General features: G+C 68.6%; 20 protein-coding genes and 1 riboswitch. Of the genes, 6 read left to right on the top strand and 14 right to left on the bottom strand.

The window, feature by feature from the left end:
• Nucleotides 1-319 precede the first annotated feature (319 nt).
• From HNR30_RS17615 to HNR30_RS17595, 5 genes are all read right to left on the bottom strand, one after another.
• A complete protein-coding gene (locus tag HNR30_RS17615) occupies nucleotides 320-2,824 on the bottom strand; it encodes an ATP-dependent Clp protease ATP-binding subunit (RefSeq protein WP_181610910.1) in 2,505 nt (834 codons plus the stop codon).
• A 447-nt stretch (nucleotides 2,825-3,271) separates the two neighbouring features.
• Nucleotides 3,272-3,610 carry a histone-like nucleoid-structuring protein Lsr2 gene (locus HNR30_RS17610; protein ID WP_181610909.1) on the bottom strand — a complete coding sequence of 113 codons (339 nt, stop codon included), beginning with the start codon at nucleotides 3,608-3,610 and terminating at the stop codon, nucleotides 3,272-3,274.
• 464 nt (nucleotides 3,611-4,074) lie between these two features.
• Nucleotides 4,075-4,545, bottom strand: coding sequence for an RDD family protein (locus HNR30_RS17605; protein WP_181610908.1), 471 nt, complete (start codon nucleotides 4,543-4,545; stop codon nucleotides 4,075-4,077).
• A 100-nt stretch (nucleotides 4,546-4,645) separates the two neighbouring features.
• Complete coding sequence (locus tag HNR30_RS50155) at nucleotides 4,646-6,199, bottom strand: RDD family protein (protein ID WP_181610907.1); 1,554 nt, start codon at nucleotides 6,197-6,199, stop codon at nucleotides 4,646-4,648.
• 86 nt (nucleotides 6,200-6,285) lie between these two features.
• Nucleotides 6,286-6,846, bottom strand: coding sequence for an amino-acid N-acetyltransferase (locus tag HNR30_RS17595; protein ID WP_181610906.1), 561 nt, complete (start codon nucleotides 6,844-6,846; stop codon nucleotides 6,286-6,288).
• Nucleotides 6,847-7,099: 253 nt separating this feature from the next.
• Nucleotides 7,100-7,237: riboswitch (cyclic di-AMP (ydaO/yuaA leader) on the top strand.
• Nucleotides 7,238-7,248: 11 nt separating this feature from the next.
• Between HNR30_RS17595 and HNR30_RS49290 the strand changes: the two genes are divergently transcribed.
• Entirely contained in the window at nucleotides 7,249-8,301 is a 1,053-nt protein-coding gene (locus HNR30_RS49290; protein ID WP_312894467.1) for a C40 family peptidase, read from the top strand.
• A gap of 29 nt (nucleotides 8,302-8,330) precedes the next feature.
• On the opposite strand, the gene HNR30_RS17585 is transcribed toward HNR30_RS49290, so the two are convergent.
• Nucleotides 8,331-8,543: a LuxR C-terminal-related transcriptional regulator gene (locus HNR30_RS17585; protein WP_181610905.1), complete on the bottom strand. Its 213-nt coding sequence runs from the start codon at nucleotides 8,541-8,543 to the stop codon at nucleotides 8,331-8,333.
• Nucleotides 8,544-8,909: 366 nt separating this feature from the next.
• On the opposite strand from HNR30_RS17585, the gene HNR30_RS17580 reads away from it, so the two are divergent.
• On the top strand, nucleotides 8,910-9,860 hold the full coding sequence (locus tag HNR30_RS17580) for a cytochrome P450 (protein WP_312894466.1): 951 nt from the start codon (nucleotides 8,910-8,912) through the stop codon (nucleotides 9,858-9,860).
• Here HNR30_RS17580 and HNR30_RS17575 read toward each other — a convergent pair.
• A complete protein-coding gene (locus tag HNR30_RS17575; RefSeq protein WP_181610904.1) occupies nucleotides 9,842-10,240 on the bottom strand; it encodes a winged helix-turn-helix transcriptional regulator in 399 nt (132 codons plus the stop codon). The two genes, HNR30_RS17580 and HNR30_RS17575, sit on opposite strands and share 19 nt — an antisense overlap.
• Before the next feature lie 77 nt (nucleotides 10,241-10,317).
• Here HNR30_RS17575 and HNR30_RS17570 point away from each other — a divergent pair, with 77 nt between their 5' ends.
• Complete coding sequence (locus HNR30_RS17570; RefSeq protein ID WP_181610903.1) at nucleotides 10,318-11,238, top strand: NADP-dependent oxidoreductase; 921 nt, start codon at nucleotides 10,318-10,320, stop codon at nucleotides 11,236-11,238.
• Nucleotides 11,239-11,312: 74 nt separating this feature from the next.
• Here the strand turns inward: HNR30_RS17570 and lysX are convergent, their stop codons facing one another.
• Nucleotides 11,313-12,788, bottom strand: coding sequence for a bifunctional lysylphosphatidylglycerol synthetase/lysine--tRNA ligase LysX (lysX, locus tag HNR30_RS17565; protein ID WP_312894465.1), 1,476 nt, complete (start codon nucleotides 12,786-12,788; stop codon nucleotides 11,313-11,315).
• Between the two features lie 140 nt (nucleotides 12,789-12,928).
• Here lysX and HNR30_RS17560 point away from each other — a divergent pair, with 140 nt between their 5' ends.
• Nucleotides 12,929-13,411 (top strand): hypothetical protein, encoded by a 483-nt coding sequence (locus HNR30_RS17560; protein WP_181610901.1) that lies wholly within the window; start codon nucleotides 12,929-12,931, stop codon nucleotides 13,409-13,411.
• A gap of 52 nt (nucleotides 13,412-13,463) precedes the next feature.
• On the opposite strand, the gene HNR30_RS17555 is transcribed toward HNR30_RS17560, so the two are convergent.
• From HNR30_RS17555 to HNR30_RS17535, 5 genes are read right to left on the bottom strand one after another with little or no spacing between them, the layout of a single operon-like run.
• Nucleotides 13,464-14,246: a type III pantothenate kinase gene (locus tag HNR30_RS17555; protein ID WP_181610900.1), complete on the bottom strand. Its 783-nt coding sequence runs from the start codon at nucleotides 14,244-14,246 to the stop codon at nucleotides 13,464-13,466.
• Nucleotides 14,246-16,714 carry an L-aspartate oxidase gene (locus tag HNR30_RS17550; RefSeq protein ID WP_246378644.1) on the bottom strand — a complete coding sequence of 823 codons (2,469 nt, stop codon included), beginning with the start codon at nucleotides 16,712-16,714 and terminating at the stop codon, nucleotides 14,246-14,248. The genes HNR30_RS17555 and HNR30_RS17550 overlap by 1 nt, the downstream gene beginning before the upstream one ends.
• Nucleotides 16,715-16,752: 38 nt before the next feature.
• Entirely contained in the window at nucleotides 16,753-17,529 is a 777-nt protein-coding gene (locus HNR30_RS17545; RefSeq protein ID WP_181610898.1) for a DUF4097 family beta strand repeat-containing protein, read from the bottom strand.
• Nucleotides 17,526-18,173: a response regulator transcription factor gene (locus HNR30_RS17540; RefSeq protein WP_181610897.1), complete on the bottom strand. Its 648-nt coding sequence runs from the start codon at nucleotides 18,171-18,173 to the stop codon at nucleotides 17,526-17,528. Before HNR30_RS17540 ends, HNR30_RS17545 begins: the two co-directional genes overlap by 4 nt.
• Nucleotides 18,164-19,366 (bottom strand): sensor histidine kinase, encoded by a 1,203-nt coding sequence (locus HNR30_RS17535; protein WP_312894464.1) that lies wholly within the window; start codon nucleotides 19,364-19,366, stop codon nucleotides 18,164-18,166. Before HNR30_RS17535 ends, HNR30_RS17540 begins: the two co-directional genes overlap by 10 nt.
• A gap of 135 nt (nucleotides 19,367-19,501) precedes the next feature.
• Between HNR30_RS17535 and HNR30_RS17530 the strand changes: the two genes are divergently transcribed.
• Nucleotides 19,502-20,149, top strand: coding sequence for a DUF998 domain-containing protein (locus HNR30_RS17530; RefSeq protein WP_181610896.1), 648 nt, complete (start codon nucleotides 19,502-19,504; stop codon nucleotides 20,147-20,149).
• Nucleotides 20,149-20,754 carry a DedA family protein gene (locus HNR30_RS17525; RefSeq protein ID WP_181610895.1) on the top strand — a complete coding sequence of 202 codons (606 nt, stop codon included), beginning with the start codon at nucleotides 20,149-20,151 and terminating at the stop codon, nucleotides 20,752-20,754. The genes HNR30_RS17530 and HNR30_RS17525 overlap by 1 nt, the downstream gene beginning before the upstream one ends.
• Here the strand turns inward: HNR30_RS17525 and panD are convergent.
• Nucleotides 20,684-21,094, bottom strand: a complete 411-nt coding sequence (gene panD / locus HNR30_RS17520) for an aspartate 1-decarboxylase (RefSeq protein WP_181610894.1) — start codon at nucleotides 21,092-21,094, stop codon at nucleotides 20,684-20,686. The genes HNR30_RS17525 and panD overlap by 71 nt on opposite strands.
• Nucleotides 21,095-21,119 lie beyond the last annotated feature (25 nt).

The raw sequence follows: 21,119 nt of genomic DNA, 5'->3' as shown, positions 1-21,119 counted from the left end.
GGAGTGTAGTACTACTTCTGGTGGTGGTATAGCCGATCCGGCAACCATTCCATCTCGGTTCGCGGGACGCGCACCATGGGCGCTTTTCCCACCCACTGTGCGATCTTGTACACGCGACGACGCATGGCCGAGCCCGATCCCGCCCTGCCACCGGCCGGCTCGGCAAGAAGACACCGGGAGTTCTGCTGCACGCCGGCCTCAAGAGGGACAACCCGGGCCACCTCACGCGATGGCCGCCCCCTCCAGCCGCGCCATCCTATGAAATGAGAAAAGGCCCCCGCTCCGCTTCGGAGCGAGGGCCTTTCTCAGGCAGAACCGGTCAGTTCTGGATCGGCTCGGCGATCGCGGCGGCCGAGTCGGGGACCCGGGCCGGAGCGGTCTCGCCGGCGAAGACGAACTTGGCGTTGTCGCCCTCGCCCTCGACCGTCACCTTGATGATCTGACCAGGACGCAGCTCGCCGTACAGGATCTTCTCCGACAGAGAGTCTTCCAGCTCGCGCTGGATCGTCCGGCGCAGCGGGCGAGCACCCATGACGGGGTCGTAGCCGCGGTCGGCCAGCAGCTGCTTGGCCTCGTCGGAGACCTCGAGCCCCATGTCGCGGTCCTTCAGGCGCTCGGCCACCTGGGCGAGCATCAGATCGACGATCTGGATGATCTCCTTCGGCGTGAGCTGGTGGAAGACCACGATGTCGTCGACACGGTTGAGGAACTCGGGCCGGAAGTGCTGCTTGAGCTCCTCCTGGACCTTCGACTTCATCCGGTCGTAGTTGGAGTCGGCGTCGTTGTTCTTCGCGAACCCGACCCCGATGCCCTTCGAGATGTCTCGGGTGCCGAGGTTGGTGGTCATGATGATGACCGTGTTCTTGAAGTCGACGACGCGGCCCTGGGCGTCGGTCAGGCGACCGTCTTCCAGGATCTGCAGCAGCGAGTTGAAGATGTCCTGGTGGGCCTTCTCGATCTCGTCGAAGAGCACCACGGAGAACGGCTTGCGCCGCACCTTCTCGGTGAGCTGGCCACCCTCTTCGTAGCCGACGTATCCGGGCGGGGAGCCGAACAGCCGCGAGACGGTGTGCTTCTCCATGAACTCGGACATGTCGAGCGTGATGAGGGCGTCCTCGTCGCCGAACAGGAACTCCGCGAGCGTCTTGGCGAGCTCGGTCTTACCGACACCCGAGGGGCCGGCGAAGATGAACGAGCCACCGGGACGGCGCGGGTCCTTCAGACCGGCGCGGGTGCGGCGGATCGAACGGGACAGACCCTTGATGGCGTCGTCCTGGCCGATGATCCGCTTGTGCAGCTCGTCCTCCATGCGGAGCAGGCGCTGCGACTCCTCCTCGGTCAGCTTGAAGACCGGGATGCCGGTGGCGGTCGCGAGAACCTCGGCGATGAGCTCCTCGGTGACCTCGGCCACGACGTCCATGTCGCCGGCCTTCCACTCCCGCTCGCGGCGCTCGCGCTTGAGCTGGAGCTGCTTCTCCTGGTCGCGGAGGGCGGCGGCCTTCTCGAAGTCCTGCGCGTCGATCGCGGACTCCTTGTCGCGGCGCACCTTCGCGATCTTCTCGTCGTACTCGCGCAGGTCCGGCGGAGCGGTCATCCGGCGGATGCGCATCCGCGAACCGGCCTCGTCGATGAGGTCGATCGCCTTGTCGGGAAGGTAACGGTCGCTGATGTAGCGGTCGGCGAGCTGCGCGGCGGCGACCAGCGCTCCATCGGTGATGGAGACGCGGTGGTGGGCCTCGTAACGGTCGCGCAGGCCCTTGAGGATCTCGATCGTGTGGCTGAGCGAGGGCTCGGCCACCTGGATCGGCTGGAAACGACGCTCGAGGGCGGCGTCCTTCTCAAGGTACTTGCGGTACTCGTCGAGCGTGGTGGCACCGATGGTCTGGAGCTCGCCACGGGCCAGCATCGGCTTGAGGATGCTGGCGGCGTCGATCGCTCCTTCGGCGGCGCCCGCGCCGACGAGGGTGTGCAGCTCGTCGATGAACAGGATGATGTCGCCGCGCGTGCGGATCTCCTTGAGCACCTTCTTCAGGCGCTCTTCGAAGTCACCGCGGTAGCGGGAACCGGCCACGAGCGCGCCGAGGTCAAGCGTGTAGAGCTGCTTGTCCTTGAGCGTCTCGGGCACCTCACCCTTGACGATCTTCTGTGACAGGCCCTCGACGACGGCGGTCTTGCCGACGCCGGGCTCGCCGATCAGAACCGGGTTGTTCTTGGTCCTCCGGGAGAGGACCTGCATGACCCGCTCGATCTCCTTCTCACGGCCGATGACCGGGTCGAGCTTGCCCTCGCGGGCAGCCTGGGTCAGGTTTCGGCCGAACTGGTCGAGCACCAGGGAGGTGGAAGGAGCGGACTCCTGCGGACCGCCGGCGGCGGCCGGCTCCTTGCCCTGGTAGCCGTGGAGCAGCTGGATGACCTGCTGCCGCACACGGTTGAGATCGGCTCCAAGCTTCACGAGCACCTGGGCCGCCACACCCTCACCCTCGCGGATGAGACCGAGCAGGATGTGCTCGGTGCCGATGTAGTTGTGACCCAGCTGCAAAGCCTCACGGAGCGACAGCTCGAGGACCTTCTTGGCCCGCGGGGTAAAGGGAATGTGCCCCGACGGAGCCGACTGGCCCTGGCCGATGATCTCCTCGACCTGCTGACGCACACCCTCAAGGCTGATGCCGAGACTCTCCAGAGCCTTGGCGGCAACGCCCTCACCCTCGTGGATCAAGCCCAGAAGGATGTGCTCAGTGCCGATGTAGTTGTGGTTGAGCATCCTGGCCTCTTCTTGGGCCAAGACGACAACACGCCTCGCTCGGTCGGTGAACCTCTCGAACATCTCGTCGCTCCTCACAGAGCGGTCAGCCCAGGCCCGGCAAATCCGGTCCCGTCATCCCGCATGCTAGCCCTGGCTCGGCGATCCTTGCCCTCTGCCGCTCTATAGCAGAGAACGTTCCCCGAGAGCAGGGCGTTCACCCTCCATCCAACTACTGTCTGAGGGTGGTGTGTTCCCGATACGCCGCAAGCGAACGAGGTTTAGGGGCTCTCGGAGAAAGCATCACGAGGCAGTGCCCACATCCTACCGGCCAGAAGGCCGAAAGACCTCACGCGCTGATCGCCGAGGGCGAACACCCGGCCGTGGCGGTGAACGGCCGTACGGCGCCGCGAGGCACTGTGATCAAAGCGCGGAGACAAGAAAAGAACGCAAAACCTGACAGCAAGACGATCATGCGCTTATGGCATCCGCCGGGGTTCTTGGCGATCGTCATAAGCGCATGGGCGTCGACTAGTGAGCCGCTTCGTACTGCTCCACGATGTTTCCCGCGATGCGGCCACGCTCGCTGACCGGCAGCCCCCGCTCCTTGGCCCAGGCGCGGATACGCGCGCTCTGGTCGCGGCTCATCTGGCGAGAACTCGCCCGGCCGCCGCCACGTCGGCGAACGGCGGTGGCGCCCGACTTGCGAGCACCCTGCACGAAAGGCGTCAGTGCGTCACGCAGCTTCTTGGCGTTTCCGTCGCTCAGGTCAATCTCGTAGGAGGCACCGTCAATAGCGAAGCTGACCGTCTCATTGGCCTCGCCTCCATCGAGGTCATCGATGAGAATCTCCTGGATCTGCTTGGCCATCTACGCATTCCTTTCCGGAGTATTGCTTCATTCGCCTGCCCAAACATATACCCGGAAAGGCGCCGGCACAATTCAACGCCACGTGATTCCGATGGGCGGCGGATCAGTTCTGGTTCTCGGGCCCTTCGGAGGCGTTTGACCGCCGGCCGGCGGCCTCCGACTTGACCAACTTCACCACGCCATAGATGAAGACGGCGGCCACGACAGTGGGCGGAAGCAACGCAGTGATTACATCGGTAACGGCTTGCATTCGTCCTCGACTCCACGGGGGGCACTTAATGCACAAGCAACACCACGGACGTGCGGCGCTGCCACGCGCCGCCGGACAGTACACGACCCTAGCGCGATCGACGTCCCACCCGCTCAGCGGGGGTGATGGGACACCACGTGCTCAGCCTAATACCAGTCTGGGCAGAGTTCTTACCGGATCATGGGAAATCTACGCAATTGTGTTGCTTGCCACGTCATCGTCCATCTTTGACCACTACCGTTCCGGCCCACCGGTCATGGAGACCACGCTGGCGGGGCTTGTCGATCAAGATGAACAACCCCACGGCGAACACCAGCATTCCGGCAAGCAGATTGCACAGCGGAATGCCCATCACGATCGCCGGGCCCGGATAGAGCAGGGCCCGTTTCAGCGCGGCGGTGCCCGTGTGCGGGGAGACACGAATCTTCATGATCGACTTTCCGAAGGTGCGGCCACGCCGGGAAAGAGCACGCCACTCATAGCCGGTATAGGCGGCGCCCGCCAAGAACCAGGCGCCGACGACGATCAGGTCATCAGGAAGGCCGACAGTCCGGAAGAAGAGCCACAGCAGGATGGACAGAATGTAATAGAGGACGCCGAAGACGAGCACCTCAATGAGGCGGGCGGCGAAGCGTTCCCACCATTCGGCGGGGACCACGCGCGTCCCTGGCGGGGTCTCGGCCATATCCACTCACCTCCCACCGGGCTAAATCGCACATTTGGGTCCGGGGCCGGGTACGAAACAGGGGCCGGCATCTGCCGGCCCCCGTTTGTGCTCGGTCGGGTTACTTGACCTTCACGACCACGGTCTTGGCGAACTTGTCGGCGAACGTCTGCTGAAGGGGCTTGTCCCACAGCAGCGAAGCGCCGTTCACGGCCACCAGAAGACCGCCCAGCCCCATTCCGAACGGAAGGATGAAGGCCAGGCCGTAGAGAATGTAACCGCCGTAGGTCACCAGCGACCGCTTGAGCGAGGCGTCCGTCGACAGACCGCCGGGCTGCACGGGGCCGCCCACCGGGACCACCTTGATGCCCATGATCATCTTGCCGACCGTCTGGGCCTTCAGCTGGTTCATGAAGAAGTCGTAGCCGACCCAGACCACCGTCGTCACGAGGGCCACGACGATGTAGTAGAGCGCCCAGCTTCCGCTCGACCCGCCCGTCGCCCAGTTGTAGCTCGGGATCAGGAAGCCGAAGATCGCGGTCAGGATGCCCGCGACGACGCCGAGGATGACGCCGTCGACGATCCTGGCCACCAGGCGCTGCCACCACTCGGCGAGCGGGGCCGGGGCGCCGGGCGGCTGTACGCCCACAGGCTGGTGCCCGTAGCCGGGCTGCTGGCCGTAGGCGGGCTGTCCGTACTGCTGCTGGCCGTAGGCAGGGGGCGTGCCGTACTGCTGCTGGCCGTAGTCGGGCTGCTGGCCGTAGGCCGGCTGGGCGTAGCCGGGCTGGGTGCCCTGACCGTACTGCTGGCCGGAAGCGGGCTGCTGGCCGTAAGCCTGCTGCCCGTAGGCCTGCTGCTGGTCGCCGTAGCCGGGCTGCTGCTGGCCATAGCCCTGCTGCTGACCGTAGTCAGGCTGCTGGCCGTAGCCCTGCTGCTGGCCGTACTGCTGGCCTGAGGCGGCCTGCTGGCCATAACCCTGCTGCTGGTCGCCGTAGCCGGGCTGCTGCTGGCCGTAACCCTGCTGGCCGTAGCCCTGCTGGCCCTGCTGGCCCGACGCCGACTGCTGGCCGTAAGCCTGCTGCTGGTCGCCGTAACCGGGCTGCTGCTGGCCATAGCCCTGCTGCTGACCGTAGTCAGGCTGCTGGCCGTAGCCCTGCTGGCCCGACGCCGACTGCTGACCGTAAGCCTGCTGCTGGTCGCCGTAGCCGGGCTGCTGCTGGCCATAGCCCTGCTGCTGACCGTAGTCAGGCTGCTGACCGTAGCCCTGCTGCTGGCCGGAGGCGGCCTGCTGGCCATAGCCCTGCTGACCGTAGTCCGGCTGCTGGCCGTAACCCTGCTGGCCGTAGCCCTGCTGGCCCGACGCCGACTGCTGGCCGTAAGCCTGCTGCTGGTCACCGTAACCGGGCTGCTGCTGGCCATAGCCCTGCTGGCCGTAGGCCTGCTGACCGTAGCCCTGCTGTTGCTGGCCATAGCCCTGCTGCTGCTGACCGTACGGCTGCTGCTGGCCATAGCCCTGCTGGCCGTAGCCCTGCTGCTGGCCGTAGGTGCCGTCCTCGGCGCGGTAGCCGACGACGGTCACGTCCGGGTCTGAGTTCTGCTGTCCGTATTCGGGAGCCCGGGGCTTGTCGTTCTCATCGGGATCACCCTGTGGATACGGCGGCTGTCCGGTGCTCACCGTGTCACCTCACTTCGAGTTCGCATGTGGCACATGTCAGGACACATGCTTGCTGCTGCCCAAGGTATCGGCATAGGTATCAACAATCACCTTTCCCCTTGGTCAACACTCGGGTCATTTGCCGCCAGGTGCAGCAGCATCCGAGTGTTGCCGAGGGTGTTCGGCTTGACGTGCTCCAAGTCGAGAAACTCGGCCACGCCCTCGTCATAGGAGGCCAGCAGTTCGGCGTACACCTCGGGCGACACAGGTGTGCCGTCGATGGGCAGGAAGCCATGTCTGGCGAAGAAGTCAACCTCGAAAGTGAGGCAGAAGACCCGGCGTAGCCCGAGTTCGCGGGCGGTGGAGATGAGTGCGGCGACAATCCGGTGACCCACGCCCATGCCCCGGAGATCGGGATCCACGGCGACTGTACGGATTTCCGCGAGGTCCTCCCACAAGACGTGCAATGCGCCGCAGCCGACGACTTTTCCATCGTGTTCGGCTACCCAGAATTCCTGGACATCCTCATAGAGGGTGACGGTGGCCTTCTCCAGAAGCCGGGGCCCGGCACCGGCATAGGTGTCGACGAGACGCTTGATCGTCCGTACGTCGGCAGTGCGTGCCCGCCTGACGAACGTCTTGGTCTCGCGCTCGGCGACCTGCTCCATGAGGCTCCAGCGTACCGATCTATTTACGGCTAGCCCCTATCTCGGGCCTGCTCGGCCGCCGAGCCCCAGGAGTCACCGCTGGTCACAGCAGTCCCAAAGCACCGTAAACTGCGCACAACACTCGGGTGACCGCGCGTGCGTGTGATCCTGGCGTGATCCGGACGATGCCAAACCTCAACGGAATTCGCAGTTCTGGTTGAGCAGGAACTGATCGTGCACTAGTGTCCAGCGTCGATATCCCTTTGTGATCCTGCGAGGGGATGCGCCCAATCCCCTCGTCGGGGGAACCGGGGAACCACAAATGCACCTGGGGTGAGTCCGAGCAGCGGCTCGGTAGGGCTGCTCCGGCCCGAACCCGACAGCTAACCCGGTCGGCGCGGTGAGAGGAGAGGTGGCTGCTTGGTGAAGCGCACACGCGGTCGTGGAGGGAAGTCGGCGGGCAAGCACGCCCGCCCCCCGGAACACCCGGCGCTCGCCGTCAGGCGCGGCAGGCGGATCGTCGCCGTCTGCGCGGCCCTCATGGCGCTGACCGTCGCCCTCCCGCTGGGTTCCGCGGCGGCCGATCCCGAGCCGACGATCAATGAGCTGGCCAAGCAGGCCGAGGAGCTTCACACCCAGATCGGGCAGCTGACCGAGCAGTACAACGGCCAGCGGGTGAAGCTGAAGGACGCCGAGAAGACCTCGGCCGAGGCCCAGAAGACCCTGGCCAGCCGCCAGCGCGAACTCGCCACCAAGCGCCGTACGGCCATGCTGCTCGCGCAGAGCGCCTACATCTCCGGCGGCTTCGACCACGCGCTGGCCTTCAGCCAGAAGGGTGACCCCGACGCCTTCCTCGACAGCGCCGCCACGACCTCCGCCCTGGAGGAGCAGCACAGCGGCCAGCTCAAGGAAGTGGCCCAGGCGATGAGCAAGGCGACGCAGGCGGAGAAGGACGCCACCGCCAAGATCAGCCAGGTGCAGGAGCTCATCTCCGATCTCGACGGACGGCGCGACAAGATCGTCAAGCTGGTCGCCAAGGTCGAGAGCAGGCTCTACTCCGACGCGCTCGCCCAGGCCAGCAACCGCGGCCGTGCCGTACGCGTCAATCTGCCGATCATCGGCAGCGGCAAGGCGGCCGAGGCCGTGCGCTGGGCGCTGACCCAGCAGCTCAAGCCGTACGTGTGGGGAGCCGAGGGTCCCAACTCCTACGACTGCTCCGGTCTGGTGATGGCCGCCTACCAGAAGGTCGGAATCAGCCTGCCGCACTACACGGGCGATCTCTGGACGGCCGGCAGGCATGTTTCCAAGGAGGAGCTCAGGCCGGGTGACCTGGTGTTCTTCTACAGCGACCTGCACCATGTCGGCATCTACGTCGGCGGAGGCATGATGGTGCACGCCCCGCAGACCGGAGATGTCGTCAGGCTGGCCCCCATCGGCCGCCGCCCGTGGGCGGGAGCCGTACGTATCGCGGACTGACGCCACGCAGCCGGAGACCAGCCGACGGCCTAGATCAGCTGACGGCGCGCCGCCCAGGCGACCGCCTCGATGGCGGTCGCCACTCCGATGCGGTCGCAGATGACCCGCAGACGGCGTCGTACGGTCCGCCCGCTGATGTCGAGCCTGCGGCCCACCCGATCGACCGTGACGCCCTTGGCCAGTTCACCGAGCAGAGCCAGATCGGCCCGGCTCAACTCAACGCCCTCGGTGAGTAAATCCATCCGGAGCCTCCCCCCACTGCAGAAGCCGGCGGTGTCTCGCCCGAGCGAAACGGTAAACGCATTCTGGAAAGGTCGTCAAGGTGGGCCATCTCCCCACTTGACCAGCACTATTGACGTGATCAACACAATGTGAACTACTCACGATATGTCAGAACACGTCGTGATGAGCCGGGAGATCTCGACAATGATCCTGACACCCGAGCTGCGTGCCTCGTGACCGCGGCGGATCTCCTCGGCTTCGATCCCGCCGACCCCGAGTTTCTTCGCGACCCATACCCAACTTACGGCCGCCTCCGGGAGCATGCTCCCCTGGTCAGAACGCCGCTCGGTATGCTCCTGGCGACGACCCACGAACGATGCTCGGCCGTGTTACGTGACCCACGTTTCGGCCATGGCGCGACCGGAGCCGAATCCTTCCTGTTCATGGATCCGCCGCAGCACACAAGACTGCGTTCACTCGTCAGCAAGGCCTTCACCCCGCGCATGGTGGAGCGGCTGCGTCCGCGCATCGAGGGCATCGCCAAGCAGCTCGTCGACGACCTTCCCGCCGAGGCCGACCTGATCGCCCGCTTCGCCTACCCGCTGCCCGTCCTGGTCATCACCGAGCTGCTCGGCGTGCCCGCCAGCGACCACGAGCGCTTCCGCGGCTGGAGCGAGAAGCTGGCCCGCAGCCTCGATCCGCTGCTCCCCTCCGACGAGGAGGCGCAGACGTTGCGCGCGCGGGCGGAGTTTCGCGAGTACTTCCGCGAGCTGATTGTCCTGCGCCGCCTGTGGCCGGGCGACGACCTGCTCAGCGCCCTGGTCGAGAACCAGGAGCTGACCGAGGACGAGATGGTCGCGACCTGCATCCTACTGCTGGTCGCGGGACACGAGACGACGGTCAACCTGATCGCCAACGGGGTGCTGGCCCTGTCGCGGCACGACATGTGGAGCCTGGCCTCCGATCATCCCAAGCAGGTCGTGGAGGAGGTCCTGCGCTACGACCCGCCCGTGCAGCTGACCGGGCGCGTGAGCCTGGTCGACACCGAGATCTCGGCCAGGGGCGAGATGGTGCTCCTGCTCATCGGGGCGGCCAACCGCGACCCGGCGATCTTCCATTCGCCCGAGGTCTTCGATCCGCTGTCAAGCTCGCCCAGGCACCTGGCCTTCGGGCTGGGCATCCACTTCTGCCTCGGGGCGACGCTGGCGCGCCTGGAGGGCGAGATCGCCCTGAAGGAGCTGACCCGCCGGGAGCCACGGCTCCTGGAACACGCTCCGCCGTACAAGGAGAACCTCGTGTTGCGCGGGCTCGCGCGGCTTCAGGTCAGGCTGTCGTAGCGGCTGCGCGCCGCCTCGACCTCCTCGATGTGCTCCTCGGCCCAGGTCTTGACCGCCGCCATCAACGGCAGGAGGGTACGGCCCAGCGCGGTGAGCTCGTAGTCGACGCGCACCGGCACGGCCGGGGTGACGGTGCGGGTGACCAGCCCGTCGCGCTCCATGGAGCGCAGGGTCTGGGTGAGCATCTTCTGGCTGACCCCGGCGATCCGCCTGGCCATGTCGCTGTAGCGGCGCGGCCCGTCGGACAGGGCGACCAGCACCAGGCTCACCCATTTGTCGCTGAGCGTGTCGAGCAGCTTCCGCGATGGGCACTTGTCGATGTAGGCGTCGTAGGCGACCTTGGCCTCCGCGCGCCGTTCGGCTGCTGTCTGGGTGGGCACGACACTCCTCAGGGTGAGTTACGCACTTCTGGGTGCCTTCTTACCAGAGGAGAGCAACTCTTCCTAGGGTCGTGGCCATGAGAGCACTCATCGCCCGTGACGGGCAGCTGGACATCATCGAGACGCCCACCCCCGAGGCGGGGCCCGGCCAGGTACGGATCAAGGTCGAGGCGGCCGCCGTGAACCCCATCGACGTGGTCACCGCGGCCGGCGTGCTGCCCGACTACGGGCTCGCGCCCAAGCGCGACACGTGGGCGCTGGGCTGGGACGTGGCGGGCGTCGTGGACCAGGTGGGCGCGGGCGTACGGCTCGGCGTCGGCGACCGGGTGATCGGCCTGTCGGACCGGCTCGCCGTCCCCCTCAAGACCCAGGCGGACTACGTGGTCCTGGACTCCACCGCCGTCGCGCCCGCCCCCGACGGCATCGGCGCCGCCGAGGCCTCCACCCTGCCGCTCAACGCGCTCACCGCCCTCCAGGCGCTGGACCTGGCCCGCCTGGAGGCCGGGCAGACCGTCCTGGTCACCGGGGCGGCTGGCGGGCTGGGCGGCTACGCGGTCGAACTGGCGGCCCTGCGCGGGCTCCGGGTGATCGCCGTGGCGGCGGAGCAGGACGAGCAGGCCGTGCGCGGCTTCGGCGCCGAGTGGTTCCTGCCGCGCGGCGACGACCTGAGCTCGGGGGTGCGCGCGCTCGTGCCCGGCGGGGCCGACGGGGTCGTCGACGCCGCCGCCGTGGGCCTGGACGCCCAGGACAGTGTGCGCAACGGCGGCGTCTTCGTCGCCGTGCAGGCGGGCGCCGCTCCCCTGCCGCTGCGCGGTCACCGCGTCGAGACCGTCTTCGTCACCGCCGACGCCACCCAGCTCACCGCCGTCTCGCGGCTCGCGCAGGCCGGACGGCTCTCGGTGCGGGTGGCGGGCACCTATCCGCTGGAGCGCGCGGCGGAAGCTCACACGCGCCTGGGCAGGGGCGGGCTTCGAGGACGCCTGGTCCTGATTCCCTGACAGGGCTGAGGACGGCTGGTCCTGGTTCCCCTGACAGGGCTCAGGAGGCCGGCCTGACCAGCGGGAACCAGGGCTCAGGAGGTCGGCTTGACCAGCGGGAAGAGGATGGTCTCGCGGATGTTCTTGCCCGTGAAGGCCATGACCAGCCGGTCGACGCCCAGCCCCATGCCGCCCGTGGGCGGCATGCCGTACTCGAGCGCGGTGAGGAAGTCTTCGTCGAGCTGCATGGCCTCGGCGTCGCCCCCGGCGGCCAGCAACGACTGCTGGGTGAGCCGCTCGCGCTGGTCGATGGGGTCGGTCAGCTCCGAGAAGGCCGTGCCGAGCTCGGTGCCGAAGCCGATCAGGTCCCACTTCTCGGTCAGCATGGGGTTGTCGCGGTGCTTGCGCGCCAGCGGCGAGGTCTCCATGGGGTAGTCCATGACGAACGTCGGCTGGACGAGGGTGTGCTCGACGAGCTCCTCGAACAGCTCCTGGACCAGCTTGCCCTGGCCCCACTTGGCTTCCCAGTGGACCTCGTGCTTGTCGGCGAGCTCGCGCACCCGCTCGATCGGGGTCTCGGTGGTGATCTCCTCGCCGACGGCGGTGGAGACCGCGCCGTAGAGGGTGATCCGCGGCCAGCGCTCTCCGCCGAGGTCGACCTCTCCGTCGCCGAACGGCACGACGGTGGTGCCCAGGGCCGACACGACGGCCTTCTGGATCATGCGCTGGGTCAGGTCGGCCATGTCGTTGTAGTCGAGGTAGGTGCCGTAGGCCTCGAGCATCGTGAACTCGGGGTTGTGGGTGGAGTCGGCTCCCTCGTTGCGGAAGTTGCGGCCGATCTCGAAGACCTTCTCGATGCCGCCCACGACCAGGCGCTTGAGGTAGAGCTCGATCGCGATGCGGAGGTAGAGCTCCATGTCGTAGGCGTTGATGTGCGTCTTGAAGGGACGCGCGGCGGCACCGCCGTGGATGGGCTGCAGCTGGGGGGTCTCGACCTCCAGGTAACCCTCTTCGTGCCAGAAGTCGCGGATGGCGCGCACGACGCGGCTGCGCACGTAGGCGGTGGCGCGTGCCTCGTCGTTGACGATCAGGTCGAGGTAGCGCTGGCGCACGCGCGCCTCGGGGTCGGTCAGGCCGGTGTGCTTCTCGGGAAGCGGGCGCAGGCACTTGGAGGTGATGACCCAGCGGTCGGCCAGGATCGACAGCTCGCCGCGGCGGGAGGTGATGACCTCGCCCTCGATGCCGACGTGGTCGCCGAGGTCGACGTCGGACTTCCAGGCCGCGAGGGACTCGTCGCCGACCTTGTCGAGCGAGATCATGACCTGCAGGTCGCCGGAGCCGTCGCGCAGGGTGGCGAAGCAGAGCTTGCCGCCGATGCGGTTGAGCATCACGCGGCCGACCACGCCGACGCGGTCGCCGGTGGCGGTGTCGGGCTCCAGGCCGGTGTATTTCTCCCTGAGCGCGGCGTTGGTGGTGGTACGCGGGAAGTTCACCGGGTACGGGTTGACACCTTCACGCTGGAGGCGGTCGAGCTTCTCCCGCCTGATACGCATCTGCTCAGGAAGTTCCACAGCACTAAAGGTTACCGAAGTGCAAGCGATGGTCAGCCGGATGCATGATCCATGAAAGCGGCTCGCCTTATCACTTTCTTACGGGCTCAGGGGGGAACCGGCAAGGCGCCGGTCCAAGGGGAGCCCAAGGGAGACACTCCATGTTCAAGAAGATCGCGATCGGCCTGGTCGCCGCTGCCGCCGCCACCGCCATGGCCGCCTCGGTGCCCGCCGCCGCCAGCGCCACCACCGTCCCGTCCGACTACCACAGCGACTGGGGCTACTACTACTCCAAGCACTACCTGGCCAAGGCCAAGGGTCACATCTCGGTCGACTGGTACGACCACCACAGCAACACCACCGAGGTCTCGGGCAAGCTCTACGACCTCGACCCCCGCAAGTACAGCCAGGGCGGCAAGTGCGCCTACGTCAAGTTCCAGGTGAACTACCTGGGCGACGACCACCACGAGTGGGAGCAGGTCTACAGCAAGAAGTACTGCGGCTACCCCGGCTACAAGTCCTTCCACTTCGAGGAGGACGACGTCCGCAGCGTGCGCGTCAAGGTCTGCCAGACCGACAAGCACGGCACCTACTTCACCAAGTGCAGCAAGTGGAACTACCTCTACGACTACGAGGCCGTGTGATCGCCCTGACGCACCCTGTGATGCCCTCCCGCAAAGGCGCGGGAGGGCATTCTCACGTCGTGTTGCGGTTGTAGATGAGCCGCAGCCCGATCAGGGTCAGCCAGGGCTCGTGGATGTCGATCGAGCGGGCCTCGCTGACCACCAGGGCGGCGTGCGCGCCCGTGGCGACCACGGTCACGTCGTCGGGGTCGTCGGCCAGCTCGGCGGCCATGCGCTTGACGATGCCGTCGACCTGCCCGGCGAAGCCGTAGATGATCCCCGCCTGCAACGCCTCGACCGTGTTCTTGGCGATCACCGAGCGCGGGCGGACCAGCTCCACCTTGTGCAGCTGCGCTCCGGCTGCCGCCAGGGCCTCCATCGAGATCTCGACGCCGGGTGCGGTCACCGCCCCGACGTACTCCCCCTTGGCGGAGACCGCGTCGAAGGAGGTCGCGGTGCCGAAGTCGACAATGACGCAGGGCCCGCCGTACTGGTCGATGGCGGCCAGCGCGTTGACGATGCGGTCGGCGCCGACCTCCTTGGGGTTGTCCATGCGGACCGGCACGCCGGTGCGCACTCCTGGCTCCACGATGACCGCCGTCACGTCGCCGTAGTAGCGCCGGCACATCTCGCGCATCTCGTTCAGCACGCTCGGTACGGTCGAGCAGATCGAGATGCCGGAGATGTCGACGTTCTTCAGCAGGGGCGAGAGGTTGAGCAACCCTTGCAGCACGACGGCGAGCTCGTCGGCCGTACGGCGGGCGTCGGTGGCCAGCCGCCAGTGTTCGACCACCTCCTCGCCCTCGAACAGGCCGAACACGGTGTGGGTGTTGCTGACGTCGATCGTGAGCAGCATCAAGCTCCCCGTAGGTCCAAGGCGATGTCGAGCGCCGGCGCCGAGTGCGTGAGCGCGCCCACCGCAAGGTAGTCCACGCCAGTCTGAGCCACAGCCGCCGCCGTTTCCAAGGTCAGCCCGCCACTGGCTTCGAGCCGCGCGCGGCCGGCCACCAGCTCGACGGCCTCACGCAACTCGGCGACGGTGAAGTTGTCGAGCAGGATCTCGGCGGCGCCCTCGGCGAGCACCGGCTCGATCTGGTCGATGTGGTCCACCTCCACCTCGATGGGCAGGTCGGGGTAGGCCCCCCGCACAGCGCGGAACGCCTGCGCCACTCCACCCGCCGCCACGACGTGATTGTCCTTGATCAAGGCGGCGTCGGACAACGACATCCGGTGGTTCGTGCCGCCGCCGGCGCGCACCGCGTACTTCTCCAGCGACCGCAGCCCCGGCAGGGTCTTGCGGCTGTCGCGCACCGCCGCTCTGGTGCCGCGCAACGCCTCCACCCACAGGGCCGTCTGCGTGGCGATGCCCGACAGGTGCGTGAGCAGGTTGAGCGCGGTGCGCTCCGCGGTCAGCAGGGCGCGGGCAGGCCCTTCCACCGTCATCAGCGCGTCGCCGCGCGCCACCCGCTCGCCGTCCTTGGCCCTGCGCTCCGTACGGCCGGCGCCCAGGGCGAGGAAGACCACCTCGGCGACGGCGAGCCCCGCGACCACGCCGTCGGCGCGCGCCACCACGTCGCCCACCGAGACCTGGTCCTCCGGGATGGTGGCCAGGCTGGTCACGTCGCCCGCGGCCTGCAGGTCCTCGGCCAGCGCGCGGTCCACCACCTGCTGGACCCCGGCGGGGTCGAGCCCGGCCGAGCGCAGCTCGTCGGCGATCCGCCGCGGCATCGTGTGCGGTGCGTAGGTCATGGCAAGCCCCTCCTCGGTCAGCCTGAGGTCGATGTGCCCCAGCCATTCGTCGTCGTCACGCTCGGGGAAGTCCTCGCGCCAGTGCGAGCCCCTGGTCTCCTGGCGCACCCGGGCCGCGGCCACCAGGGCGGAGGCCACCGTGAGCAGGTTGGTCGTCTCCCACGACTCCACACCCGGCAGGACCGCCACGGGTGTCCACTGGGCGTCGGTCAGGGCCTTGGCCACCTGCTTCAGCGAGCCGGCGCTGCGCAGGACGCTGGCGCCGCGGCTCATGTGCGCCTGGATCCGCGCGCGGGCACGCGGGTCGACCAGCCCGGACTCCGGACGGCTCGGCGCGACGGTGCCGGGCGTGTGCTGGGCGAGGAAGATGTCCGAGGCGATGCGCTCGGCGAAGACCAGCCCTTCGAGCAGGGAGTTGGAGGCCAGCCGGTTGGCGCCGTGCACGCCGGTGCAGGCCACCTCTCCGCAGGCGTACAGCCCTTCGATCGAGGTACGGCCGAGCAGGTCGGTCCTGACGCCACCGCTCGCGTAGTGGGCGGCCGGCATGACGGGCACCGGCTCGGCGGCCGGGTCGAGGCCGTGCTCCAGGCAGGCCTGGTAGATCGTCGGGAAGCGCGACTTCCACAGGTCGGCGCCGAAGTGGCGCCCGTCGAGGTAGACCTGGCCAGGCTCGCGCATGATGGCCTTGGCCACCACGTCACGCGGCTGCAGCTCGTCGGTGAACCGTTCGCCCGCCTCGTTGATCAGGTAGGCGCCCTCGCCGCGCACCGCCTCGGAGATCAGCGGCTGCTGCCCGGTCGAGTCCTCCCCCAGCCACAGCACGGTCGGGTGGAACTGCACGAACTCCAGGTCCCTGACGACGGCTCCGGCCCGAAGCGCCAGTGCGACGCCGTCGCCGGTGGAGACGACCGGGTTGGTGGTGGAGGCGTAGATCTGGCCCATGCCGCCGGTGGCCAGCACGACCGCGCGGGCGTGGACGGCGCCGACGCCGTCGCGCGCGCCCTCTCCCATGACGTGCAGCGTGACGCCCGCGGCGCGGCCCGCCCCGTCCTTGAGCAGGTCGAGGACGAGCGCGTGCTCGATCACCCTGACCTGCGGGCAGGCGCGCACCGCTTCGATCAGGGCTCGCTGCACCTCGGCGCCGGTGGCGTCGCCGCCGGCGTGCACGATCCTGTTGCGATGATGCCCGCCCTCACGCGTCAGCTGCAGGCCGCCGGCGGCGTCGCGATCGAACCGCGCTCCGCGCGCGATGAGCCGGTGCAGCGCGGCGGGTCCCTCGGTGACCAGGGCCCGTACGGCGGGCTCGTCGCAGAGCCCCACACCCGCGACGAGGGTGTCCTGCAGATGCTCCTCCGCCGAGTCGGCGGGGTCGAGCACGGCGGCGATGCCGCCCTGGGCCCACTGCGTGGAGCCGGACGACAGCACGTCCTTGGTCACCACCAGGACCTTGGCGGAGGAGTCGAGCTCGACGTGGCGCAGCGCCACCGTGAGCCCCGCGATACCGGATCCGACCACGACCACATCGGCGTCAACCGTCCAGCCCGGCTCGGGCGCCGTCAGCTTGAGGGGAACCATGGGCATCCTTTCGTCACTATGACGATAACCCCTTCGCCTCAGCGGATCCGCAGGGACCCCTCCGTCACGCGCGCGGTGATGACGCTGGTCGCGGCCTCACTGGTCGCCACATCGACGGTCTCGCCGCCTCGTGTGACATCGCTCACAACGCGGTAGCGGCCCTCGTCCGGGACGTCGAGCGCGATCGTGCCCTCGGTGAGGATCGCCGAGACCTTCTCCGGCACCCCGGCGAAGTCGAGCGTCACGTCGCCCACCAGGCTCTGCACGTCGACCTCCGGCGAGCGCAGCCCGGCGGCCACGACACTGCCGCTGCGGGTGCGCAGGGTCAGCGCGCCCGAGGCGTCGCTGACCATGACCGTGCCGTCGGCGGCGGTGAGCTGGAGCGCTCCATGTATGCCCGTGACGGCCAGGAGGCCGTCGCCGACGTCGGCGCGCAGCCTGGTCTTCGGCGGCACCCAGACGCGGTAGTCGGCCTCGCAGAGCGATCCGGTCAGGTGGGTGCTCCTCGGGCACTCCAGCTCCAGCCGCAGCTCGCCACCCTCGTACGTCTGGACCACGCGTGGCTCGGCCCGGTCCCATCGCACCTTGCGCTCGACCCTGACCTCGCCCGGCCTCCCGGCGAAGACCTGCACCTCACCGGGGCCGCGCACGGCGTTCAGCGCCAGGTCGGCGGCGGTCAGCGGGTAGGTCTGCTGCGCGGTCACCTCCTGGCTCGGCGGGCGCTCCAGCAGCACCCAGCCGACGAACACCCCGGCGGCCAGGGCGATCGCGGTCGCGACGGCGCCCCAGGCCACCCAGGTCTTGCGTGAGGTCACCTGCCGGACTCCAGGAAACGCAGCACGGCCAGCACCCGCCGGTGGTCCTGGCTGTCGGCGCTCAGGTCGAGCTTGGTGAAGATGTTGTTGATGTGCTTGGCGACCGCGCTCTCGCTGATGACGAGCGTGGTGGCGATGCCGGTGTTGGCGCGGCCCTCGGCCATGAGGCGCAGCACGTCGATCTCGCGCGGGGTGAGCCGGTCGAGCGGGCCGTTGTGGCCGCGGATGAGCAGCTGGGCGACCACCTCCGGGTCGAGCGCGGTCCCGCCGCCCGCCACCCGGTGCACCGCCTCCAGGAACTCCGACACGTCGGCCACCCGGTCCTTGAGCAGGTAGCCGACGCGGCTGGTGGCCGTGGCCAGCAGCTGGGTGGCGTAACGCTCCTCGACGTACTGCGACAGCACCAGCACCGCCAGGTTCGGCCGCTCCCCGCGCAGCACGAGCGCGGCGCGCAGCCCTTCGTCGGTGTGCGTCGGCGGCATGCGCACGTCGGTGACGACCAGGTCGGGCTCGTGCTCGTCGACCGCGCGCAGCAGCTCGTCGGCGTCGGCCACGGCGGCGACGACCTCGATGCCGGCCGAGCCGAGCAGCCGGACCAGGCCCTCGCGGAGCAGGACGGAATCTTCGGCGAGCACTACCCGCATGGCAGCTCCACGGTGATGGTTGTCGGTCCCCCGAGGGGGCTGTCGATGGCGAGGGTGCCGTCGACGGAGTTGACGCGCTGGGCCAGGCCGCGCAGCCCGCTGCCCGCCCCCAGCCTGGCACCGCCGCGGCCGTCGTCGGTGATCTTCAGCAGCAGCGTGCCGCCCGAGCGGACCACCTCGATGGTGGCCCTGGCGGCTTCGGCGTGCTTGACGATGTTGGTGAGCGTCTCGGAGACGACGAAGAACGCCACCGCCTCGATGGCCGGTGCCGCTCGTTCCGCGACGTCGACGCTGAGCCGTACAGGGAGAGGAACCCGGGCCGCCAGGCCCGACAGCGCCGCGTCGAGGCCCTGCTCGCCGAGGATCGCCGGATGCAGGCCGCGCACCAGGTCGCGCAGTTCCTTGACGGCCTGCTTGGCCTCCTCGTGGGCCTCCCTCAGCGCGACCTGGACGGGCTCGGGCACGTCGGTGAACTGCGCCCTGGCCATGCCCAGGTTCATCGCCAGCGAGACCAGGCGCTGCTGGGCGCCGTCGTGCAGGTCGCGCTCGATGCGGCGGCGCTCGGCGTCGGCCGCGGCGACGACCTCGGCGCGGCTGACGGTCAGGTTCTCGACCTTGTGGGTCAGCACGTCGCTGCGGGTCGGGCCGAGCATGCGGCGGGCCACGAACAGGTCGGCCTGCACCACCGCCTGGGCGATCATCGGGGCGAGCGCCAGGAGCAGCAGGCCCGTGGGAGTGAGCTCCAGGAGCGTGCGGCGGCTCTGCGGGCTCCAGAGCAGGCTGGTGGCCATGGTCGCCCCGCCCGCCCAGGCCGCGGTGACCACGGCGGCGCCGACGACCCCGATGATCGGGGCCACGAACAGGTGATGAATCAGGGTCCGCCAGGTCTCGCCGCGCCGCCACGCGAACCGGTCGGCGGGGAACGACGGCATCGGCACGCGCTCGCCCAGGAAGGCCTCGAACCGCGCGCCCTGCCGAGCGGTGTAGGCGTGCAGGCCCTTCGACAGGTGCCGCAGTACGGCACGCGAGAGGAAGAAGGTCCAGCTCAGCGCCAGTGCCAGGACCACGCGCAGCAGGATGAGCAGGAACGGCGGCAGCGCAAGCGGCAGCCCCACCACGGCGTGCGCGGTGTTGAGCCAGGCGCGCGACGACCAGGGCAGGTTGCGCGCCTTTGGGGCCTGGATTGCGGTCACAAGGCACAACCGTAATGCCCCTGAGAAGGTGCTTCGCGAAGTCAGGGTGGAGTCTCCAGGGTGGTGCAAACTGCACCCCAAATCGGATGATCACGCCAGCGACCGGAGGGGGCTGACCTCGGGATTCTTGGTGACATGACGACGACGCTTCGCCCCCTCGCCCACCTGGCCTACCTCGGGCTCGGACTGACCGCGGGCATGACCGTACTCGGCCACGTGGGAGCCGACTCCCGCCTTTCGGCCATCGGAAGCACGATCAGCGACTTCGCCGCGGCCGACTTCACCGGGCCGGTCTCGGTCGGCATCTTCCTGTGCGTGGCCGCATCCCTGGCCCTCTACGGCGGGCTGCACAAGATCGGCGCCCCGCTGACCCGCTGGACGCGCACGCTGTTCCTGACCTGGTGCGGCAGCCTCTTCGTGACCGCCGCGGTGCCCACCGACGACCCGTTCACCATGATCGAGCTGAGCACCGCCGGTTACGTGCACCGCTACTCCTCGGCGCTGGCCTTCGTCGCGCTCATGGCCTTCACCTGGTTCTTCGGCCGGGCGATGCGCGCCGACGGCCCCTGGAAGGACCTGGCAGGCCGGGTGCGCTGGATGACGCTCGCCGCCGCGGGCAGCGGCGCGGCCATGGTCGCCACCACCTATGTCGGCGACCGCTTCCTCATCGGCCTGATCGAGCGGGGCATGGCCGCCTTCGCCGTCGGCTCGCTCATCGTGGTGGCCCTGCGGGTGCTCAAGCTCGCCGAGCGTCCGGCCCCGCGCCTGGCCCTGGCCTTCTGATGCCGGTCGCGCAATGGCTCGGCCACCTGCCGGGAGGCTGGGTCCTCGCCCTCACCGGGCTGGCCATGGTGATCGAGGCGGGGCTCCTGGTGGGCCTCATGATCCCCGGAACCACACTGCTGCTGACGCTCGGCATCCTGACCCAGCTCGGGGTGGTGCCGCTGGCGGCCAGCCTGGCGACGGCCGTCGCGGCCACGGTGCTGGGCGCCCAGCTGGGATTCTGGAGAGGGACCACGACAGGCGTGCCGCTCACCCGCCTGGTGGAGCGCCCGCTCGGCCGGGCGGCAGGGCTGGTGGCCAGGCACGGGGGCAGGGCGGTGGTGATCGGGCACTGGAGTTCGTTCGGCCGCAACCTCGTCCCCCGGCTCGCGGCAGCAGGGCGCATGCCGTACAAGACGTTCGCGACGGCGGTCGTGCCCAGCGGCGCTCTGTGGGCCACCGCCATGGTGCTGATCGGTTACACCCAGGCGGCGGCCCTGCAGCACTACGCCGGGCTGGCCGGCCCGTGCGTCGCGGTGGTGCTGGTGGTCGCGCTCATCTGGACAGCTCGTCGCCGCGGGTCGTCCCCGGGACCGGCGCGGCCAGGTCGGCACCCAGCTCGATGATCCGGTTGCCGCCGTCGACGTGGACCACCTTCGGCTCGAACGTCTTCAGCTCGTCGTCGTCGATCTGTACGTAGCTGATGATGATCACCAGGTCGCCCGGTGAGACCAGGCGGGCGGCGGCGCCGTTGATGCCGATCACGCCGGAGCCCCGCTCGCCGAGCAGGGCGTAGGTGACGAGCCGGTTGCCGTTGTCGATGTCGACGACGTGCACCTGCTCGCCCGGCACGATGCCGGAGGCGTCGAGGAGGTCTTCGTCGATCGTGATCGAGCCCACGTAGTGCAGGTCGGCCTGGGTCACCGTGGCGCGGTGGATCTTGCCGGACAACATCGTCCTGAGCATGAAACGGCTGCCTTTCGCTGAGGGG

It is taken from the genome of Nonomuraea soli, assembly GCF_013761175.1.
Taxonomy (GTDB): domain Bacteria; phylum Actinomycetota; class Actinomycetes; order Streptosporangiales; family Streptosporangiaceae; genus Nonomuraea; species Nonomuraea soli.
This window is presented reverse-complemented; position numbering and strand designations above follow the sequence as displayed.